We start from the raw sequence: 15,248 nt of genomic DNA on the forward strand, positions 1-15,248 counted from the left end.
GGTGGCCCACCTCACTAACCTGGAAAGATGACCGGTTTCTCACAGAAGAGGCCCTGCAGAATGCCAGATGTAACGCCAGAGGTAGCTACCGAGCTCGATCTCGCCATCACGGACGCCCTCCAGCTGAACCCGCGAGTCGACTGGGCAGAGCTGGCTCAGACCCTCGGGCACACACCGAAGACCCTCGCGAGAAGGTGGAAGCTGCTGACCGAACGCGGTTCCGCGTGGGTTGCGGTCGTTCCCGGCCCGGCATTCGTTCGCCAGGGATGTGCCACATTCCTGGCCGTCCACTGCAGACCTCAGGCGAAACGCGACGTGGCCCGGGCACTCGTCGGCGAATCGGCTGTGGCGACCGTGTCCAGCACGACTGGCGCAGCGGATTTCCTTCTCGACGTGTTCGTTCCCGGCATGGCAGATCTCGCTCGGCTTCTCGACGACCGGATCGAACGAATCGACGGAATCACCGCGGTGACATCGATGGTCGCGCTGACCACCTACCGGGAGGGTTCGCGGTGGCGGGTCCAAGCCCTGGACCTGGAACAGTCCACTCGCCTGGTGCCGCCGACCCCCTCCACCCGTCGGACACCGCTATCCTCACTCGACGACCTCGACCGGGCTCTGCTTCAGGCCCTGGCGACGGACGGCCGGCAATCCTGGACCGATCTCGCCGCCCGGTGCGGGACGACCGGGCCGACCGCGCGCCGCCGAGTCGAGAGAATGACGGACTCGGGTCGTGTCGCCCTGCGGTGCGAGGGAGCCCCCGAACTTCTCGGGCCCATCGTGCCGACGACTTTCATGATGACCGTTCCGCCGGGTGAGCTGAACACAGCGGGAAACCTGTTGGGCCGCATGCCCAGATGTCGTGTCGTCGAGGCCGTCACGGGAACGTCGACGATCGTCGCCACCATGTGGTTTCGGGCGGCTGCCGAGATCGCGCCGTTCGAGGCGGCCCTGACGCGCGAACTCCCCTCACTCGTGATCACCGACAGGTTCATCACCCTGCACACGTTCAAGAGGGGCGGGCACGTCCTCGATCCCCTCGGCCGGACCACTGGCGTGATCCCGTTGACTGCGTACTGAAGGGCGCCCGAATCACCGTCACGTCGGGTCCGTCACAACCGGTGCAATTCGACGTCGCCGAGTTCCCCGTCCCGAACGGTGGTCGTCATGTACGTGCAGTGCGGCTGCCGCCGTCGATCCGTCGGTGATCCCGGGTTCAGCAGTCGCAGACCGGTTTCCGTGGTGGTGTCCCAGGGAATGTGGCTGTGCCCGAAGATCAGGACGTCGGTGTCCGGGTAGGCGGCCGACATCCGTTTCTCCCTGCCTGCGGAGGCCCCGGTCTCGTGCACGACGGTGATGCGCACCCCGGCCAGGGTCACGTCCGCCCGCTCGGGCATCAGGGCGCGCAGGTCGTCGCCGTCGTTGTTGCCCCAGCACGCCACGAGCCGCGCCGATCGGGCCCGCAGGGCCTCGTACGTGGGGAGATCGACCCAGTCGCCGGCGTGGATCACCACGTCCGCGCGGTCGACCTCGTCCCACACCCGGGCGGGCAGGTCTCGTGCCCGTTTCGGGACATGGGTGTCGGCCAGCAGCAATAACCTCACGGTGACAGTCTGCGCCACGTGGCAGGCGCGGCCGTTACGCGCCCGCGAGCGCGGCGGCGTCCTCTGCCTGCAACAGCAGACCCATGTGCTCACGCATCCGCTGGGCGTCCGGCTCGAGGCCGGTGAAGATCCGGAAGGAGTCGACGGCCTGACCGATGGTCATACCGATTCCGCTGAGGGTCCGGGCGCCAATCTCGCGGGCGCGGGCGAGGAGTTCGGTTTCGGCGGGACGGTAGACGACGTCCGCGACCCACAGGTCGGGGCGCAGCAGGGCGGCGTCGAGTGCCATGCCGGGGTGGGCCGCCATGCCGATCGGCGTCGCGTGGATGAGGCCCTGGGCCGCACCGACCGCGGCGGGAACGGCGGAGAGGTCGCCGGCAGCGATTTCCCGGTCCGGGAACAGTTCGGCGAGCGAGTCGCGCAGGTCCTTCGAGCGCGCGGCGTCGGCGTCGATGATCGTGAAGTGTCCGACACCCCGGGTCAGTGCGGCGTAGGCGACGGCCGCGCCTGCCCCGCCGGCCCCGAGTTGCACGACGCGGTTCATGGGCGCGCCTTCGAGACCCTCGTCCATGTTGCGCGCGAATCCGGACCAATCGGTGTTGTGGCCGACCAGGCGCCCACCGTCGATGTGGACCGTGTTGACCGCGCCGAGCTTGCGGGCGTCGTCGGACAGGTCGTCGAGGAGCGGAATGACGGCCTGCTTGCAGGGGTGCGTGATGTTGAGCCCGTTGAACCCGAGGAGCTTGGCGGCCGAGAGGAGCTGCGGCAGTCCCTCGACCCCCATGCCCAGCGTGTCGAGGTCGAGGATCCGGTAGACGTACCCGACGCCCTGCGCGCGACCCTCGGCCTCGTGAAGCGGCGGGGTCAGCGATTTCGAGATCCCGGTGCCGATCAGACCGCACAGGTACGACGGGCGAGCGGTGGGGGCATCGAGGTCACGAGAGGTCATGGCGATCACTTCCGGGAGAGGGCTGGGAGCTAATTAACTATCTAGTGAGTTATGTCACGGTAGCATACCTCCATACCGCGTGGAAGACAGCAGAGGCAGGAGTTTCACCGATGACACGAAGCGAGACGACGGGCGCGACCTCCGAGAAGGAGACGGTCAAACGGACCCGTAACCCCGAGAAGACCCGGGAGAACATCCTGCGGGTGGCGATGACGGAATTCGCCGACAAGGGCCTGACCGGCGCCCGCATCGACGAGATCGCGGCGAAGACCGCCACCACGAAGCGGATGCTCTACTACTACTTCGGCGACAAGGAGGGGCTGTACCGGGCGGTTCTCCAGCGTGCCTACGAGGAGATCCGCTACGAGGAGTCCCAGCTCGACGTCGACCACCTCGAGCCGACCGAGGCGATCCGGGCGCTCGCCGAGCTGACGTTCGACCATCACGAAGCTCACCCGGACTTCATTCGTCTCGTCGCGATCGAGAACACGAATCGCGGCGTCAACCTCGTCCAGGCCGAGGGACTCCCCGAGACGCAGGCCCCGGCGATCCGCACGCTCGAGCAGATCCTCCGGCGAGGGCAGGAGGCGGGCCTCTTCCGCACCGACACGACGGCGCTCGACATCCACATGCTCATCAGCTCGTACTGCGTCTTCCGGGTGGCAAATCGGTACACGTTCAGGGCGCTGTTCGACTGGGATCTCACCGGCGCGGAGAACCGCCCCCACCTGCGCACGATGATCGGCGACGTCGTCCTGGCCTACCTGCAGCAGCCCGGAAAAGTATGAACTAACCATTTCGACCATTATTGACTCGAGGCTGTGACCGGGGTTACCTTGCTTCTACGACCTACGAACACCTGCTCTTCCGAGCCGCCAGTGTTCACATTCCTCGCTCCCCAGGAGTATCGATGACCATCGACTACGGCACCGGCGTCTCCGGTCGAAACGGTGACGGCAAAGGCCGCTCCTCCGTCGACCCCAACGCTGATCCCACCAACGCGAAGAAGGCCGCGAAGGCCGCGTTCTTCGGCAGCCTGCTCGAGTACTACGACTTCTACATCTTCGCCTCGGCTGCTGCGCTGGTGTTCCCGCACGTGTTCTTCGAGGGATCGAAGAATCCGCTGCTGCTGTCGCTGGCCACCTTCGGCATCTCCTACATCGCGCGCCCGATCGGCGCCGTGTTCGTCGGACATTTCGGCGACCGGGCCGGACGCAAGAAGGTGATGATGTTCTGCCTGGTTCTCATGGGCGTCGTCACGTTCCTGATCGGCTGTCTGCCGTCGTCCGAGCAGGCCGGGATGGTCGGACCGGTGCTGCTGGTGCTGCTGCGCATCTGCCAGGGCATCTCCGCGGCGGGCGAACAGTCGGGTGCGGGCTCACTCACCCTCGAGCACTCCCCCGCACACCGTCGCGGCTTCTTCTGCAGCTGGACGCTCACCGGTACCCAGGCCGGTTTCATCGTCGCGAGCCTCGCGTTCATCCCCGTCGCGGCGCTGCCCGACGAGACCCTCTACAGCTGGGGCTGGCGCGTCCCGTTCTGGTGCAGCCTCCTCGTCCTCGTCGTCGCCTACATCGTGCGTCGCAAGCTCGAAGAGCCCGAAATCTTCATCGCCAACAAGGAGGCGCTGGACGAGACGCCCGCCCCGCTGCCCGTCGTCGACCTCTTCCGCACGCACTGGCGCGACGTTCTCCGTGTGGTCTTCTGCGCGTTCATCGCCGTCGTCAGCACTGTGTTCTCCGTGTTCGGCCTCGCCTACGCCACCACCCCCGAGATCGGGATGAGCCGCACGACCATGCTGTGGGTCGCGATCGCCGCCAACGCGGTGGCCCTAGTCTCGCAGCCGCTGTTCGGCATGCTGTCCGACCGGATCGGCCGCAAGCCGGTGTTCATCGGTGGCGCGATCGGTTCGGCCGCCGGAATCTTCCTGTACTTCGCCGCGATCGGCACCGGCAACGTGGCGATGATCTTCCTCGCGGGCATCCTGCTGATGGGTGGCGTCTACGCCGGGACCAACGCCATCTGGCCGGCGTTCTACGCCGAGATGTTCTCCTCGCGGGTTCGCTACTCCGGCATGGCGATCGGCACGCAGCTCGGATTCGCTCTCGCCGGTTTCGCACCGACCATCGCCCAGGCACTGCGGGGCGCCGACCCCAAGAACTGGGTGCCGGTCGCGATCTTCACCGCCGTCTGCGCGCTCATCGCCGCGGCCTCTGCCTCCACGGCCAAGGAGAACTCCCGCACTCCGCTGCTCGACCTCGACAAGGAGGATGTCGCGCTCACGAAGGCGAAGGCGAACGCGAAGGTCTGACCCACTCGGAAACGAACGATGCGCCCGGCACGTGTGCCGGGCGCATCGTCGTGTCGGTGCCTAACGCCGCAGTTCGTGGGTGAGTGCTTCGAGTTCGTCGCCGCCGGCCATCTGCTGGGTGAGTTCTTCGAGGCTGATCTCGTCGAACGTGCAGTCCAGTTTCTGGCGGCCGCGGTTGAGGAGGACGAAGTGGTCGCCGACCATGTAGGCGTGGTGCGGGTTGTGGGTGATGAACACGACCCCGAAGCCCTGTTCCTTGGCGGCGGAGATGTAGCGCAGCACCATCCCGGACTGCTTGACGCCGAGGGCGGCGGTGGGCTCGTCGAGGATCAGCACGCGGGCGCCGAAGAAGATCGCCCGGGCGATCGCCACACACTGGCGTTGGCCGCCGGACAGCGACCCGATGGGGGCGTCGACGTCGGGCAGCTCGATGCCCATCTTCGACAACTCGGACATCGTGGTGGCGCGCATCCCGTTCGCGTCGAGGGACTTGAGCGGTCCCTTCCGTAGTTCCTGGCCGAGGAAGAAGTTCCGCCACACCGGCATCAGCGACACCACCGCCAGGTCCTGGTAGACGGTGGCGATGCCCTTGGACAGGGCCTCCTTCGGCGAGCCGAACGTGAGGGCCTCGCCGTCGACGAGCAACTCGCCCGAACTCTGCTGGTGCAGGCCGGCGATGATCTTGATCAGGGTGGACTTGCCGGCCCCGTTGTCGCCGAGGACACCGGTGACCTCCCCGGCCCGCACCCGCAGGTTGATGTCCTCGAGGGCGATGATGTTGCCGTACTGCTTGCCGACGTGTTTGAGCTCGATCAGCGGGATCTTGTCGCCACCACCGGGTTCGGTATCGACGGGAAGTTGTTCGATAGTACTCATACCGGTCACCTCTTGGCGGCGTAGTTACGGAAGGCATTGTTGGCGATGACCGCGAACAGCAGCATCGCGCCGAGGAAGAACTTGAACCAATCCGGGTTCCAGCCGGCGTAGACGATGCCCTGGTTCGTCATGCCGAAGATGAACGCGCCGATCGCGGCGCCGATCGCGGTGCCGTACCCGCCGGTGAGCAGGCAGCCGCCGATGACCGCGGCGATGATGTAGAGGAACTCGTTGCCGATACCCTGCCCGGACTGGACGGTGTTGAACGAGAACAGCAGGTGCATCCCGACGAACCACGCGGCGAACCCGACGGTCATGAACAACCCGATCTTGACCTTCGTGACCGGGACGCCGATGGCGCGGGCGGAGTCCTGGTTACCGCCGACGGCGAAGATCCAGTTCCCGATCCGGGTCTTGAACAGCACCCAGGTGGCGATCGCGGTGAACAGCAACCACCAGACCACGGTGATCCGCACCGACACCCCGCCGACCTCGAACGAGGACGCGAACACCCTCTTCGCCGAGTCGAACCCGGCCATGTCGGACACGCTGGGGGTGGCGACCTGCCCGGTGACGAGTTTGGTGACCGCCAGGTTGATGCCGGTGAGCATCAGAAACGAGCTCAGCGTGATCAGGAAGCTGGGGATCTTCGTCTTCATCACCAGGTACCCGTTGAAGAACCCGACCGCCAGCGAGACCACGAGGGCGAGGGCGGCGCCGGCCCACAGATTCAGGTGCAGGTTGTAGGCGATCATCGACGCCGCCAGGGAGCTGGTGGTGACGGCGACGCCGGCGGAGAGGTCGAATTCCCCGCCGATCATCAGCAGTGCCACCGCGCACGCCATGATCCCGATCGTCGACGAGGCGTAGAGCACCGTGGCCAGCGCTTCGGGGCTGCGGAACGGGGGGGCGACGACCATGAAGAAGACGAAGATGGCGATCGCACCGAACAGGGAACCGATCTCGGGGCGGACCAGCAGACGCTGCAGGCGTTTCTGCTCCTTCACCCGCTCGTCGTGGACGACCTTGTGACTGGCAAGGTCCAGATCTTGCTGTGTGGACATGATTTCCTCTCCGCGCCGGTGGATCTCAGCGTTGTGCGATGCCGGCCGGTCGTGCGACCGGGTCGATGGTGATGGTGTGTGCGTGAGATGGACCCACCGGGGTCCGGATCGTGTGTCCTGACATGTGATCGACCGCCGATCAGCGGGTGCCGGCCTTGGCATACTCGGCGACCTTGTCGATGTTGGACTTGTCGATGAACGACGGCCCGGTCAGAGTCGGTCCGCCGCCGCCGATGACGTTGCCGTTGTTGAGGTAGAGCCACAGCGAATCGATGGCCAGGTAGCCCTGCAGGTACGGCTGCTGGTCGATGGCCCACTGCACGCTGCCGTCCGAGATGGCGTCGACGAGTGCCGCGTTGGTGTCGAACGTGTAGACCTTGGCCGGGCTGCCCGCGTTGCCGACCGACTGCACGGCGGTGAGGGCTATCGGAGCGCCGAGCGTGAGCACACCGTCGATGGACGGGTCCTGCTGGAGCTTGGCAGCGATCGTCGAGTTCACCGACGGCATGTCCTCACCGTTCACGTTGAGGGTCTCGAACGTGCCGCGGAAGGTCTGCTTGGCGCCGGCGCAACGGGATTCGAGCTGGATCTGGCCCTGCTGCTGGATGACGCAGATGACGTGCTTGGCGCCGTCCTCGTTCAGCCGGTTCCCCGCGGCCTGGCCGGCGATGGTCTCGTCCTGCCCGAAGTACTGGGTGACCCCCATGTCCTTCCAGGCTCCGTATCCGGCGTTGAACGCGGAGATCGGGATGCCTGCGTCCTGCGCGCTCTTGACGGCGGGAGCCATCGCCTCGGGGGTGGCGAGGGTGAGCGCGAGCCCGTCGACCTTCGAGTCGATGGCCGTCTGCACGAGGTTGGCCTGGTTGGGAGCCTGCGGATCGGAGGAGTACTTCAGTTCCACGTTGTCCTTGTCCGCGGCATCCTGCGCGCCCGTGCGGATCAGGTCCCAGAACGTGTCGCCCGGTGCCGCGTGCGTGACCATCGCGATCGTGATGCGCGGGGTGTCGGCGGTGCCCGCGCCGATCCCGGACCCGCTGCTGTCCGGCTTGCCTCCGGTGCTCGAGCACGCCGCGAGGCTCATCACCAAGGCACTCGCGCAGGCCAGTACCGCCACGCGACGCCGGTTGGGGAAGTTCATCTGCTTTTCCTCTCGGGGGGACGAACGGCCCGGTGACGTCTCGGCCGTGTGCCTTAGATGTAATACGCGTCACACCCGAAAGTCAATAGTTTGTCTGGACATTAGGACCACAGATCAAATGAGCGGACATGGGTGTCCCCGCAGACGGCCCGGAAATCGAGCAGATGGGTGGACGGGTGCAGGCGCGCTCAGCGCGTGACCGCTGCCCCGGCGTCGCGCGGCAGACGCAGGGTGTCGACCACCGTGCACAGCATCAGCAGGCCCAAAAGGACGAAGGTCCAGGAGTATTCGGACCCGAACCCGTGCTCGGACGACGTCGCCAACGGCGTGAACGCGGTGAGGGCGAGCGCCGCGACCGCGATACCCAGACCGGCCGCCAGTTCCTGCACGGCGGCGTTGAGAGTGTTCGCGTGCGTGAGGTCGGCACGCTCGATGTCGGAAAACGCGAGACTGTTGTACGCGGTGAATCCGACCGAGCGCAGGGCTCCGCTCACGAAGAGGACCGCCGCGATGACCGGCATCGGGGTCGACGAGCTCAGGGCGGCGAGCAGCCCGAAGCAGCCGACGGACAGCAGGGCGTTGACCAGCAGGATCGGCCTGATCCCGAAGCGCCGCATCAGCGGCGTCGTACAGGGCTTGATGGCAATGTTGCCGGCGAACAACGCCGCGACGAGCAGACCCGCGAGGAACGGCGTCCAGCCGAAGCCGAGTTGGAACTGCAGCGGCAGCAGGAACGGCACCGCGGTGACGATCAGCCGGTAGAGCGACCCCCCGGTGACAGTGGTGCGTAGCGTGCGCACGCGCAGCACGCGGAAGTCGACGAGCGGGTGGGGCGTGCGGGCGAGATGGCGCACCGAGGCCGCCAGCAGAACGACCGCGACCACTCCCCCGATCGCGACTCGCCGCCAGTCGGTGCCCGTCACACGGATGCTCTCCAGCGCGATGAGGGCTGCCGCGATTCCCGTTCCGACTCCGAGGAGGCCCCACCAGTCGAGCCTGCTGGTCGACCGCGAGCCTGCCCCGTGAACCAGCTTCAGGGACAGCAGGATTCCGAGAATGCCGATGGGAATGTTGATGACGAAGATCCATCGCCACGAGCCGACGGTGGCGATCGCACCGCCGAGCAGGGGCGCGATGACCGGCGCCGCGAGCGCGGGCCACGTGAGCAGGGCTATCGCGCGGACGAGGTCGCTCTTCGTGCTCGACCGCAGCACCGCGAGCCGCCCGACCGGCACCATCATGGCGCCGCCGACTCCCTGCAGCACCCGCATCGCGACGAGCATCGGCAACGAGACACTCGCCGCGCACCCGATGGACGCCAGCGTGAACACGGCGATGGCGGCCACGAACACGCGGCGGGTCCCGAACCGGTCGGCCACCCACCCGCTCGCGGGGATGAGGACGGCGACCGTGACCAGGTAGGCGGAGATCGCGATGTTGACGTCGACTGCGTCGACACCGAAGGACTCGGCGATCAGCGGGACGGCGGGCGCGATGATGGTGGCGTCGAGAATCTCCATGAAGAGGGCACCTGCCACCAGCAGGGCCATTCCACGGGGGAACGACGTCGCGCGCGCGGTTCTAGCGATCGACAACGGTCGTGTCGAAGTAGTACCGCGACGCGCGGTAGCAGTGGCTGCCGAACTCGACGGCGCTTCCCGAGTCGTCGAACGCGGTTCGGTTCATCGTCAGCAGCGGCGCCCCGGTCTTCTCGTCGAGCAGCGACGCCTCCGCCTTGCTCGCCGCTTTCGCGCCGATGCGTTGCCGGGCGAGACGGATGTGCACGCCGCGGGCCCGGAGTGCGTGGTAGAGGCCGTGCGCCTCCAGTTCCTCGGGGTCCGGCGCGAGGTCCACCGGGATGTGGTTGGTCATCAGCGCCAGCGGTTCGCCGTTGGTGCTGCGGAGGCGCCGGATGGATGCGACCTCGGCGCCGGGCTGCAGGTTGAGTTCGGCGGCGACGTCTTCGGCCGGCACGGATACCTGGTAGTCGAGAAGCTTGGTGGTCGGGCTCTGCCCCGCCCGCGCGAGGTCGTCGAAGAGGCTCGTGAGTTCGACCGGCCGATGCACGGCGCTCTGCACCACCTGGGTTCCGACCCCACGTTTGCGGACGAGCAGCCCCTTGTCGACGAGCTCCTGGATGGCGCGGCGCGTGGTGGGGCGTGACAGGTTCAGCCGCTTGGCGAGCGCCAGTTCGTTCTCGAAGCGGTCACCCGGGGCGAGTTCCCCGCCGATGATCGCGTTCTCGATCGTCTGCGCGAGCTGGAAATACAGCGGAACCGGGCTCGATCGGTCGAGCTCGACTGCGAGTGGTGCACCCACGGACAACTCCGATCCTCGTGCGCGGGGCGACGTCGCCGTCGCCGATCTTTCCGGCAGTGTATGCGAACACTAACACCAGATTGACTTCAAGTAATAATGTCAGGACAAAGTCTTGACAGGAGTCGGTGAGGTGGAGCACAGTTTCAATCAGACCTCGGCGCCCTGCGCAGACCACCCACAACGACCTATTCGGGAGTCAGCCTTGACCACCATCCAGACGCATACCAACCGGAACGGATTGGACGTCCTCGCCATCGGGCGCTGCGGTGTGGACATCTACCCATTGCAGACCGGAGTCGGACTCGAACACGTCGAGACGTTCGGCAAGTTCCTCGGCGGAAGCGCGGCCAACGTCACCGTCGCCGCCGCCCGCCTCGGCTGCCGCAGCGCGCTCATCTCGGGCGTCGGCAACGATCCGTTCGGACGTTTCGTCCGCACCGCGCTCACCGATCTCGGCGTCGACAACCGCTACGTCGGCATCGACACCGAGCACCCGACTCCCGTCACGTTCTGTGAGATCTTCCCGCCGGACGACTTTCCGCTGTACTTCTACCGCAAACCTGTCGCTCCGGACCTGCAGGTGACGCCGGCGGACGTCGATCTCGACGCGGTCCGCGACGCCAAGCTGTACTGGTCGACCGTCACCGGTCTGTCCGAAGAGCCCAGCCGCAGCGCGCATTTCGCAGCCTGGGAGGCCCGCGGACGCCGCACCCACACCGTCCTCGATCTCGACTACCGCCCGATGTTCTGGTCCTCCCCCGCCGACGCCACCGCTCAGGTGCAGCGCGCCCTCCAGCACGTCACCGTCGCGGTCGGCAACCGTGAGGAATGCGAGATCGCGGTCGGCGAGACCAACGCACACAAGGCCGCGGACGCCCTGCTCGATCTCGGCGTCGAACTGGCCATCGTCAAACAGGGCCCCAAAGGGGTCCTCGGGAAGACACGCACCCAGAGCATCACGGTGCCCCCGAACGACGTCCAGGTGGTCAACGGGCTCGGTGCCGGCGACAGCTTCGGCGGCACGCTGTGCCACGGCCTGCTCGCCGGGTGGCCGCTCGAGAAGATCCTGCGCTACGCCAACGCCGCGGGGGCGATCGTCGCCTCCCGGCTCGAATGCTCCACCGCGATGCCGACGGCCGACGAGGTCCGGGCGCTCGCCGATTCCACCACTTCGGAGGCTGTCAATGTCTGAAACTCTCGCTCACCGCGCAGTCTGCACGTCCTACGCCGACGTCACCGAGGTACGCGCGAACGACCCGGCCGCCATCGACCGCGCTTGGGCGACCCGGATCGCCCGGCCCACGGTCCGCGGTAACGGCCGGCTCATGATCGTCGCCGCCGACCACCCCGCCCGCGGTGCACTCTCGGTCGGCGACCGTCCGACCGCGATGAACAGTCGCACCGACCTCCTCGACCGCCTCCGCACCGCCCTGCGCAACCCCGGTGTGGACGGCGTGCTCGCCACCGCCGACATCCTCGACGATCTGGTGCTGCTCGGCGCGCTCGACGACAAGGTGGTCATCTCGTCGATGAACCGCGGCGGCCTGGCCGGCGCCAGTTTCGAACTCGACGACCGGATGACCGGCTACACCGCGGCCGGCACCGCGAAGGCGGGCATGAACGGCGGAAAGATGCTGTGCCGCATCGATCTCGACGATTCCGGCACCCTCTCCACCCTCACCGCGTGCGCCCAGGCGGTCGATGCGCTGGCCGAGGCCGGACTGATGGCCATGGTGGAACCGTTCCTGTCGCGGCGTGTCGACGGCAAGGTCAAGAACGATCTCAGCGCCGACGCCGTGATCAAGTCGATCCACATCAGCCAGGGCCTGGGGTCCACGTCCGCGTACACGTGGATGAAGCTTCCGGTGGTCGACGAGATGGAACGCGTGATGGACGCGACGACGCTTCCGACGCTGCTGCTCGGCGGAGACCCGCAGACGGCACCCGAGGAGACGTTCGCGAGCTGGGCCAAGGCCCTCGCGCTGCCGTCGGTCCGCGGCCTGATCGTCGGACGCACCCTGCTGTACCCGCGGGACGAGGACGTCGCCGCCGCGGTCGACACCGCCGTATCCCTCGTTCACTGACGCACGCCGGAGAGGCCCACGATGAACAGCAAGTATTACGTGCCGGTCGGTTCCGCGGCCACCGGACCGTTCGACCTCGAGGTCACCCCCGAATCCGCGGGCTGGACCGAATCGAGTCTCCGGGTGCTCACCCTGGCCCCCGGCGGGTCGGCCGAACTCGCGTCCGGTGACGACGAGATCATCGTCGTGCCATTGGCCGGGTCCGCGGCGGTGTCGAGCGAGGGCACCGAATTCGCCCTCACCGGACGGCGGTCCGTGTTCGACGGGCCGAGCGACTTCGCCTACGTGGGCCGGGATTCGGCCTACACGGTGGCGAGCGCGACCGGTGGACGATTCGCCCTGTGCGGGGCCCGCGCGCGGCAGAAGTTCCCGTTCCGGTACGTCCCGGCAGCCGACGTCTCCGTCGAACTGCGCGGCGCGGGCAACTGCAGCCGCCAGGTGCACAACTTCGGCACCGCCGATCGCTTCGAAGCCGATTCGATCATCGCGTGCGAGGTCATCACTCCCGGTGGCAACTGGTCGTCGTACCCGAGCCACAAGCACGACGAGAACAGCGACGTCGAGTCGCAGCTCGAGGAGATCTACTACTTCGAGATCGCCGACGCCAATTCCACCGCAGTGGATTTCGGCGGAACCGGATTCGGCTACCATCGCGTGTACGGCACTCCCGAGCGGCCCATCGAGGTGCTCGAGGAAGTGCGCTCCGGCGACGTGGTCCTCGTGCCGCACGGCTATCACGGACCGTCGATCGCCGCCCCCGGACATCACATGTACTACCTGAACGTCATGGCCGGCCCCGGCGAAGACCGCGCCTGGAACATCTGCGACGACCCGGCCCACACCTGGCTGCGCGGCAGCTGGGAACACCAGACCGTCGATCCCCGCCTCCCCCTCCACGCACCGTCCGAAGGAGCATGACCGTGGTGTCCACCGCGCCGATGTCGGCGAGCAAGAACCCCAACGCCGAGGGCACCGTCCACCTCACGGTGGCTCAGGCAACCATCCGATTCCTCGCCAACCAGTACGTCGAGCGGGACGGCGAACGCACCAAGTTCTTCGCCGGCTGCTTCGGCATCTTCGGCCACGGCAACGTCGCCGGGCTCGGTCAGGCACTGCTCCAGGCCGAGATCGACGCCGTCGAAGCCGGTACCGAATCCGAACTGCCGTACGTCCTCGGGCGCAACGAGCAGGCGATGGTGCACAGCGCGGTCGCGTACGCACGCCAGAAGGATCGTCTGCAGACGTGGGCGGTGTCGGCCAGCGTCGGCCCCGGCTCGACCAACATGCTGACGGGCGCGGCGCTCGCCACCATCAACCGGCTGCCCGTCCTGCTCCTGCCCGCCGATACGTTCGCGACCCGCGCGAGCGCACCGGTGCTGCAGGAACTCGAACTGCCCTCGAGCGGCGACGTCACCGTCAACGACGCGTTCAAACCGCTGTCGCGCTACTTCGACCGGGTGTGGCGGCCGGAGCAGTTGCCTTCGGCCCTGCTCAGTGCGATGCGCGTGCTGACCGATCCCGTCGAGACGGGTGCGGCCACCGTCGCTATTCCGCAGGACGTGCAGGCGGAGGCGTTCGACTGGCCGGAGTCGCTGTTCGCGGAGCGCACGTGGCACGTGGCCCGGCCGCTTCCCGAGAAGTCGGTGATCGAGCGGGCCGCGGACGTGATCCGGTCGGCGAAGAAGCCGCTGATCGTCGCGGGCGGCGGCCTGATCTACTCCGGCGCCACCGAGGCACTGGCCTCGTTCGCCGAGACGACCGGCATTCCGGTCGGCCAGAGTCAGGCCGGCAAGGGCTCACTGCCCTACGACCACCCGCAGTCGGTCGGCGCGATCGGCTCGACCGGCACCACGGCGGCCAACGCTCTCGCCACCGAGGCCGACGTGATCATCGGCATCGGCACCCGCTACAGCGACTTCACCACGGCCTCGCGCACCGCGTTCAACAACCCCGACGTGCGGTTCGTCAACATCAACGTCGCGTCGATCGACTCGGTGAAGCAGGGCGGCGTCAGCGTCGTCGCAGACGCCCGCGAGGCACTCGAGGCGCTCACCGCGGCACTGGGCGACTACCAGGTTTCCGGCGAGTACCGTGCGCGCACAGCAGAACTCGCCGACCACTGGGAGTCCACGGTGGACTCGGTCTACAAGATCGACGACGACTCGCTCGGCCTCAACCAGAACCAGGTCATCGGTCTCGCCAACACGCTGTCCGATCCGCGCGACGTCGTCGTGTGCGCCGCCGGCTCCATGCCCGGCGACCTGCACAAGCTGTGGCGTACCCGCGACTCCAAGGGCTACCACGTCGAATACGGGTTCTCGTGCATGGGCTACGAGATCGCCGGCGGCATCGGCGCCAAGATGGCCTGCCCCGACCGCGACGTGTTCATCATGGTCGGCGACGGCTCGTACCTGATGATGGCCACCGAACTCGTCACGGCCGTGCAGGAGAACGTCAAGGTCATCGTGGTCCTCGTGCAGAACCACGGCTTCGCGTCCATCGGATCGCTGTCGGAGTCGCTCGGCTCGCAGCGGTTCGGCACCGACTACCGCTACCGCGGCGACTCCGGCCGGCTCGACGGCGACATCCTGCCCGTCGACCTGGCGGCCAACGCCGCGAGCCTCGGCGCCGACGTGATCCGCGCGAACACGGCCGCCGAGTTCACCGACGCCGTCAAGGTGGCGAAGGCCAGCGACAACACCACCGTCATCCACGTCGAGACGGACCCGCGAATCGCGGCCCCGGACAGCGAATCCTGGTGGGACGTGCCGGTCAGCGAGACCAGCACCCTCGACTCCACCCGGACCGCCTACGAGACGTACGCGCAGTGGAAGAAGATCCAGCGTCCGTTCCTGCGCCCGTCCGGCAACTAACTCTCCCTCAGTAGAACTTTCGAAAGGATT

14 protein-coding genes are annotated in these 15,248 nt (G+C 67.2%); 7 read left to right on the top strand and 7 right to left on the bottom strand.

Going from position 1 to position 15,248, the window contains the following annotated elements; all coding sequences use genetic code 11:
- Positions 1 to 60: 60 nt before the first annotated feature.
- Complete coding sequence (locus QM693_RS30740; RefSeq protein WP_283354221.1) at positions 61 to 1,080, top strand: Lrp/AsnC family transcriptional regulator; 1,020 nt, start codon at positions 61 to 63, stop codon at positions 1,078 to 1,080.
- Positions 1,081 to 1,112: 32 nt separating this feature from the next.
- Here QM693_RS30740 and QM693_RS30745 read toward each other — a convergent pair whose 3' ends face one another.
- On the bottom strand, positions 1,113 to 1,604 hold the full coding sequence (locus tag QM693_RS30745; RefSeq protein ID WP_283354222.1) for a metallophosphoesterase family protein: 492 nt from the start codon (positions 1,602 to 1,604) through the stop codon (positions 1,113 to 1,115).
- Between the two features lie 34 nt (positions 1,605 to 1,638).
- Positions 1,639 to 2,553 (bottom strand): shikimate dehydrogenase, encoded by a 915-nt coding sequence (locus QM693_RS30750; protein WP_283354223.1) that lies wholly within the window; start codon positions 2,551 to 2,553, stop codon positions 1,639 to 1,641.
- Positions 2,554 to 2,663: 110 nt separating this feature from the next.
- Between QM693_RS30750 and QM693_RS30755 the strand changes: the two genes are divergently transcribed.
- Both QM693_RS30755 and QM693_RS30760 read left to right on the top strand, forming a co-directional pair.
- Positions 2,664 to 3,341 (top strand): TetR/AcrR family transcriptional regulator, encoded by a 678-nt coding sequence (locus tag QM693_RS30755; protein ID WP_280782365.1) that lies wholly within the window; start codon positions 2,664 to 2,666, stop codon positions 3,339 to 3,341.
- Between the two features lie 122 nt (positions 3,342 to 3,463).
- Complete coding sequence (locus QM693_RS30760; protein WP_280782364.1) at positions 3,464 to 4,864, top strand: MFS transporter; 1,401 nt, start codon at positions 3,464 to 3,466, stop codon at positions 4,862 to 4,864.
- 60 nt (positions 4,865 to 4,924) lie between these two features.
- Here QM693_RS30760 and QM693_RS30765 read toward each other — a convergent pair whose 3' ends face one another.
- From QM693_RS30765 to QM693_RS30785, 5 genes are all read right to left on the bottom strand, one after another.
- The gene (locus QM693_RS30765) at positions 4,925 to 5,740 is read right to left on the bottom strand and encodes an ATP-binding cassette domain-containing protein (protein ID WP_105414955.1); all 816 of its coding nucleotides are present in this window, start codon (positions 5,738 to 5,740) and stop codon (positions 4,925 to 4,927) included.
- Between the two features lie 5 nt (positions 5,741 to 5,745).
- Positions 5,746 to 6,804, bottom strand: a complete 1,059-nt coding sequence (locus QM693_RS30770) for an ABC transporter permease (RefSeq protein WP_105414953.1) — start codon at positions 6,802 to 6,804, stop codon at positions 5,746 to 5,748.
- 139 nt (positions 6,805 to 6,943) lie between these two features.
- Complete coding sequence (locus QM693_RS30775; RefSeq protein ID WP_280782363.1) at positions 6,944 to 7,942, bottom strand: substrate-binding domain-containing protein; 999 nt, start codon at positions 7,940 to 7,942, stop codon at positions 6,944 to 6,946.
- A gap of 188 nt (positions 7,943 to 8,130) precedes the next feature.
- Positions 8,131 to 9,492 carry an MFS transporter gene (locus tag QM693_RS30780; protein WP_283354232.1) on the bottom strand — a complete coding sequence of 454 codons (1,362 nt, stop codon included), beginning with the start codon at positions 9,490 to 9,492 and terminating at the stop codon, positions 8,131 to 8,133.
- A 31-nt stretch (positions 9,493 to 9,523) separates the two neighbouring features.
- The gene (locus tag QM693_RS30785) at positions 9,524 to 10,261 is read right to left on the bottom strand and encodes a GntR family transcriptional regulator (RefSeq protein WP_009474056.1); all 738 of its coding nucleotides are present in this window, start codon (positions 10,259 to 10,261) and stop codon (positions 9,524 to 9,526) included.
- 202 nt (positions 10,262 to 10,463) lie between these two features.
- Here QM693_RS30785 and iolC point away from each other — a divergent pair, with 202 nt between their 5' ends.
- From iolC to iolD, 4 genes are read left to right on the top strand one after another with little or no spacing between them, the layout of a single operon-like run.
- Complete coding sequence (gene iolC / locus QM693_RS30790; RefSeq protein WP_280782362.1) at positions 10,464 to 11,453, top strand: 5-dehydro-2-deoxygluconokinase; 990 nt, start codon at positions 10,464 to 10,466, stop codon at positions 11,451 to 11,453.
- Positions 11,446 to 12,345 (top strand): Cgl0159 family (beta/alpha)8-fold protein, encoded by a 900-nt coding sequence (locus QM693_RS30795; protein ID WP_283333590.1) that lies wholly within the window; start codon positions 11,446 to 11,448, stop codon positions 12,343 to 12,345. Before iolC ends, QM693_RS30795 begins: the two co-directional genes overlap by 8 nt.
- 21 nt (positions 12,346 to 12,366) lie before the next feature.
- The gene (gene iolB / locus QM693_RS30800; RefSeq protein ID WP_280782360.1) at positions 12,367 to 13,263 is read left to right on the top strand and encodes a 5-deoxy-glucuronate isomerase; all 897 of its coding nucleotides are present in this window, start codon (positions 12,367 to 12,369) and stop codon (positions 13,261 to 13,263) included.
- Positions 13,260 to 15,218, top strand: a complete 1,959-nt coding sequence (gene iolD / locus QM693_RS30805) for a 3D-(3,5/4)-trihydroxycyclohexane-1,2-dione acylhydrolase (decyclizing) (RefSeq protein WP_280782359.1) — start codon at positions 13,260 to 13,262, stop codon at positions 15,216 to 15,218. Before iolB ends, iolD begins: the two co-directional genes overlap by 4 nt.
- The last annotated feature ends 30 nt before the right edge of the window (positions 15,219 to 15,248 follow it).

The organism is Rhodococcus sp. IEGM 1305 (assembly GCF_030058635.1).
GTDB lineage: Bacteria > Actinomycetota > Actinomycetes > Mycobacteriales > Mycobacteriaceae > Rhodococcus_F > Rhodococcus_F opacus_D.

Bases quoted from the DNA above. Each gene is read 5' to 3' on its own strand.
- QM693_RS30740 (WP_283354221.1), top strand. From the start codon at position 61: ATGCCAGATGTAACGCCAGAGGTAGCTACCGAGCTCGATCTCGCCATC.
- QM693_RS30750 (WP_283354223.1), bottom strand. From the start codon at position 2,553: ATGACCTCTCGTGACCTCGATGCCCCCACCGCTCGCCCGTCGTACCTG.
- QM693_RS30755 (WP_280782365.1), top strand. From the start codon at position 2,664: ATGACACGAAGCGAGACGACGGGCGCGACCTCCGAGAAGGAGACGGTC.
- QM693_RS30760 (WP_280782364.1), top strand. From the start codon at position 3,464: ATGACCATCGACTACGGCACCGGCGTCTCCGGTCGAAACGGTGACGGC.
- QM693_RS30765 (WP_105414955.1), bottom strand. From the start codon at position 5,740: ATGAGTACTATCGAACAACTTCCCGTCGATACCGAACCCGGTGGTGGC.
- QM693_RS30770 (WP_105414953.1), bottom strand. From the start codon at position 6,804: ATGTCCACACAGCAAGATCTGGACCTTGCCAGTCACAAGGTCGTCCAC.
- QM693_RS30775 (WP_280782363.1), bottom strand. From the start codon at position 7,942: ATGAACTTCCCCAACCGGCGTCGCGTGGCGGTACTGGCCTGCGCGAGT.
- QM693_RS30780 (WP_283354232.1), bottom strand. From the start codon at position 9,492: ATGGCCCTGCTGGTGGCAGGTGCCCTCTTCATGGAGATTCTCGACGCC.
- QM693_RS30795 (WP_283333590.1), top strand. From the start codon at position 11,446: ATGTCTGAAACTCTCGCTCACCGCGCAGTCTGCACGTCCTACGCCGAC.
- iolB (WP_280782360.1), top strand. From the start codon at position 12,367: ATGAACAGCAAGTATTACGTGCCGGTCGGTTCCGCGGCCACCGGACCG.
- iolD (WP_280782359.1), top strand. From the start codon at position 13,260: ATGACCGTGGTGTCCACCGCGCCGATGTCGGCGAGCAAGAACCCCAAC.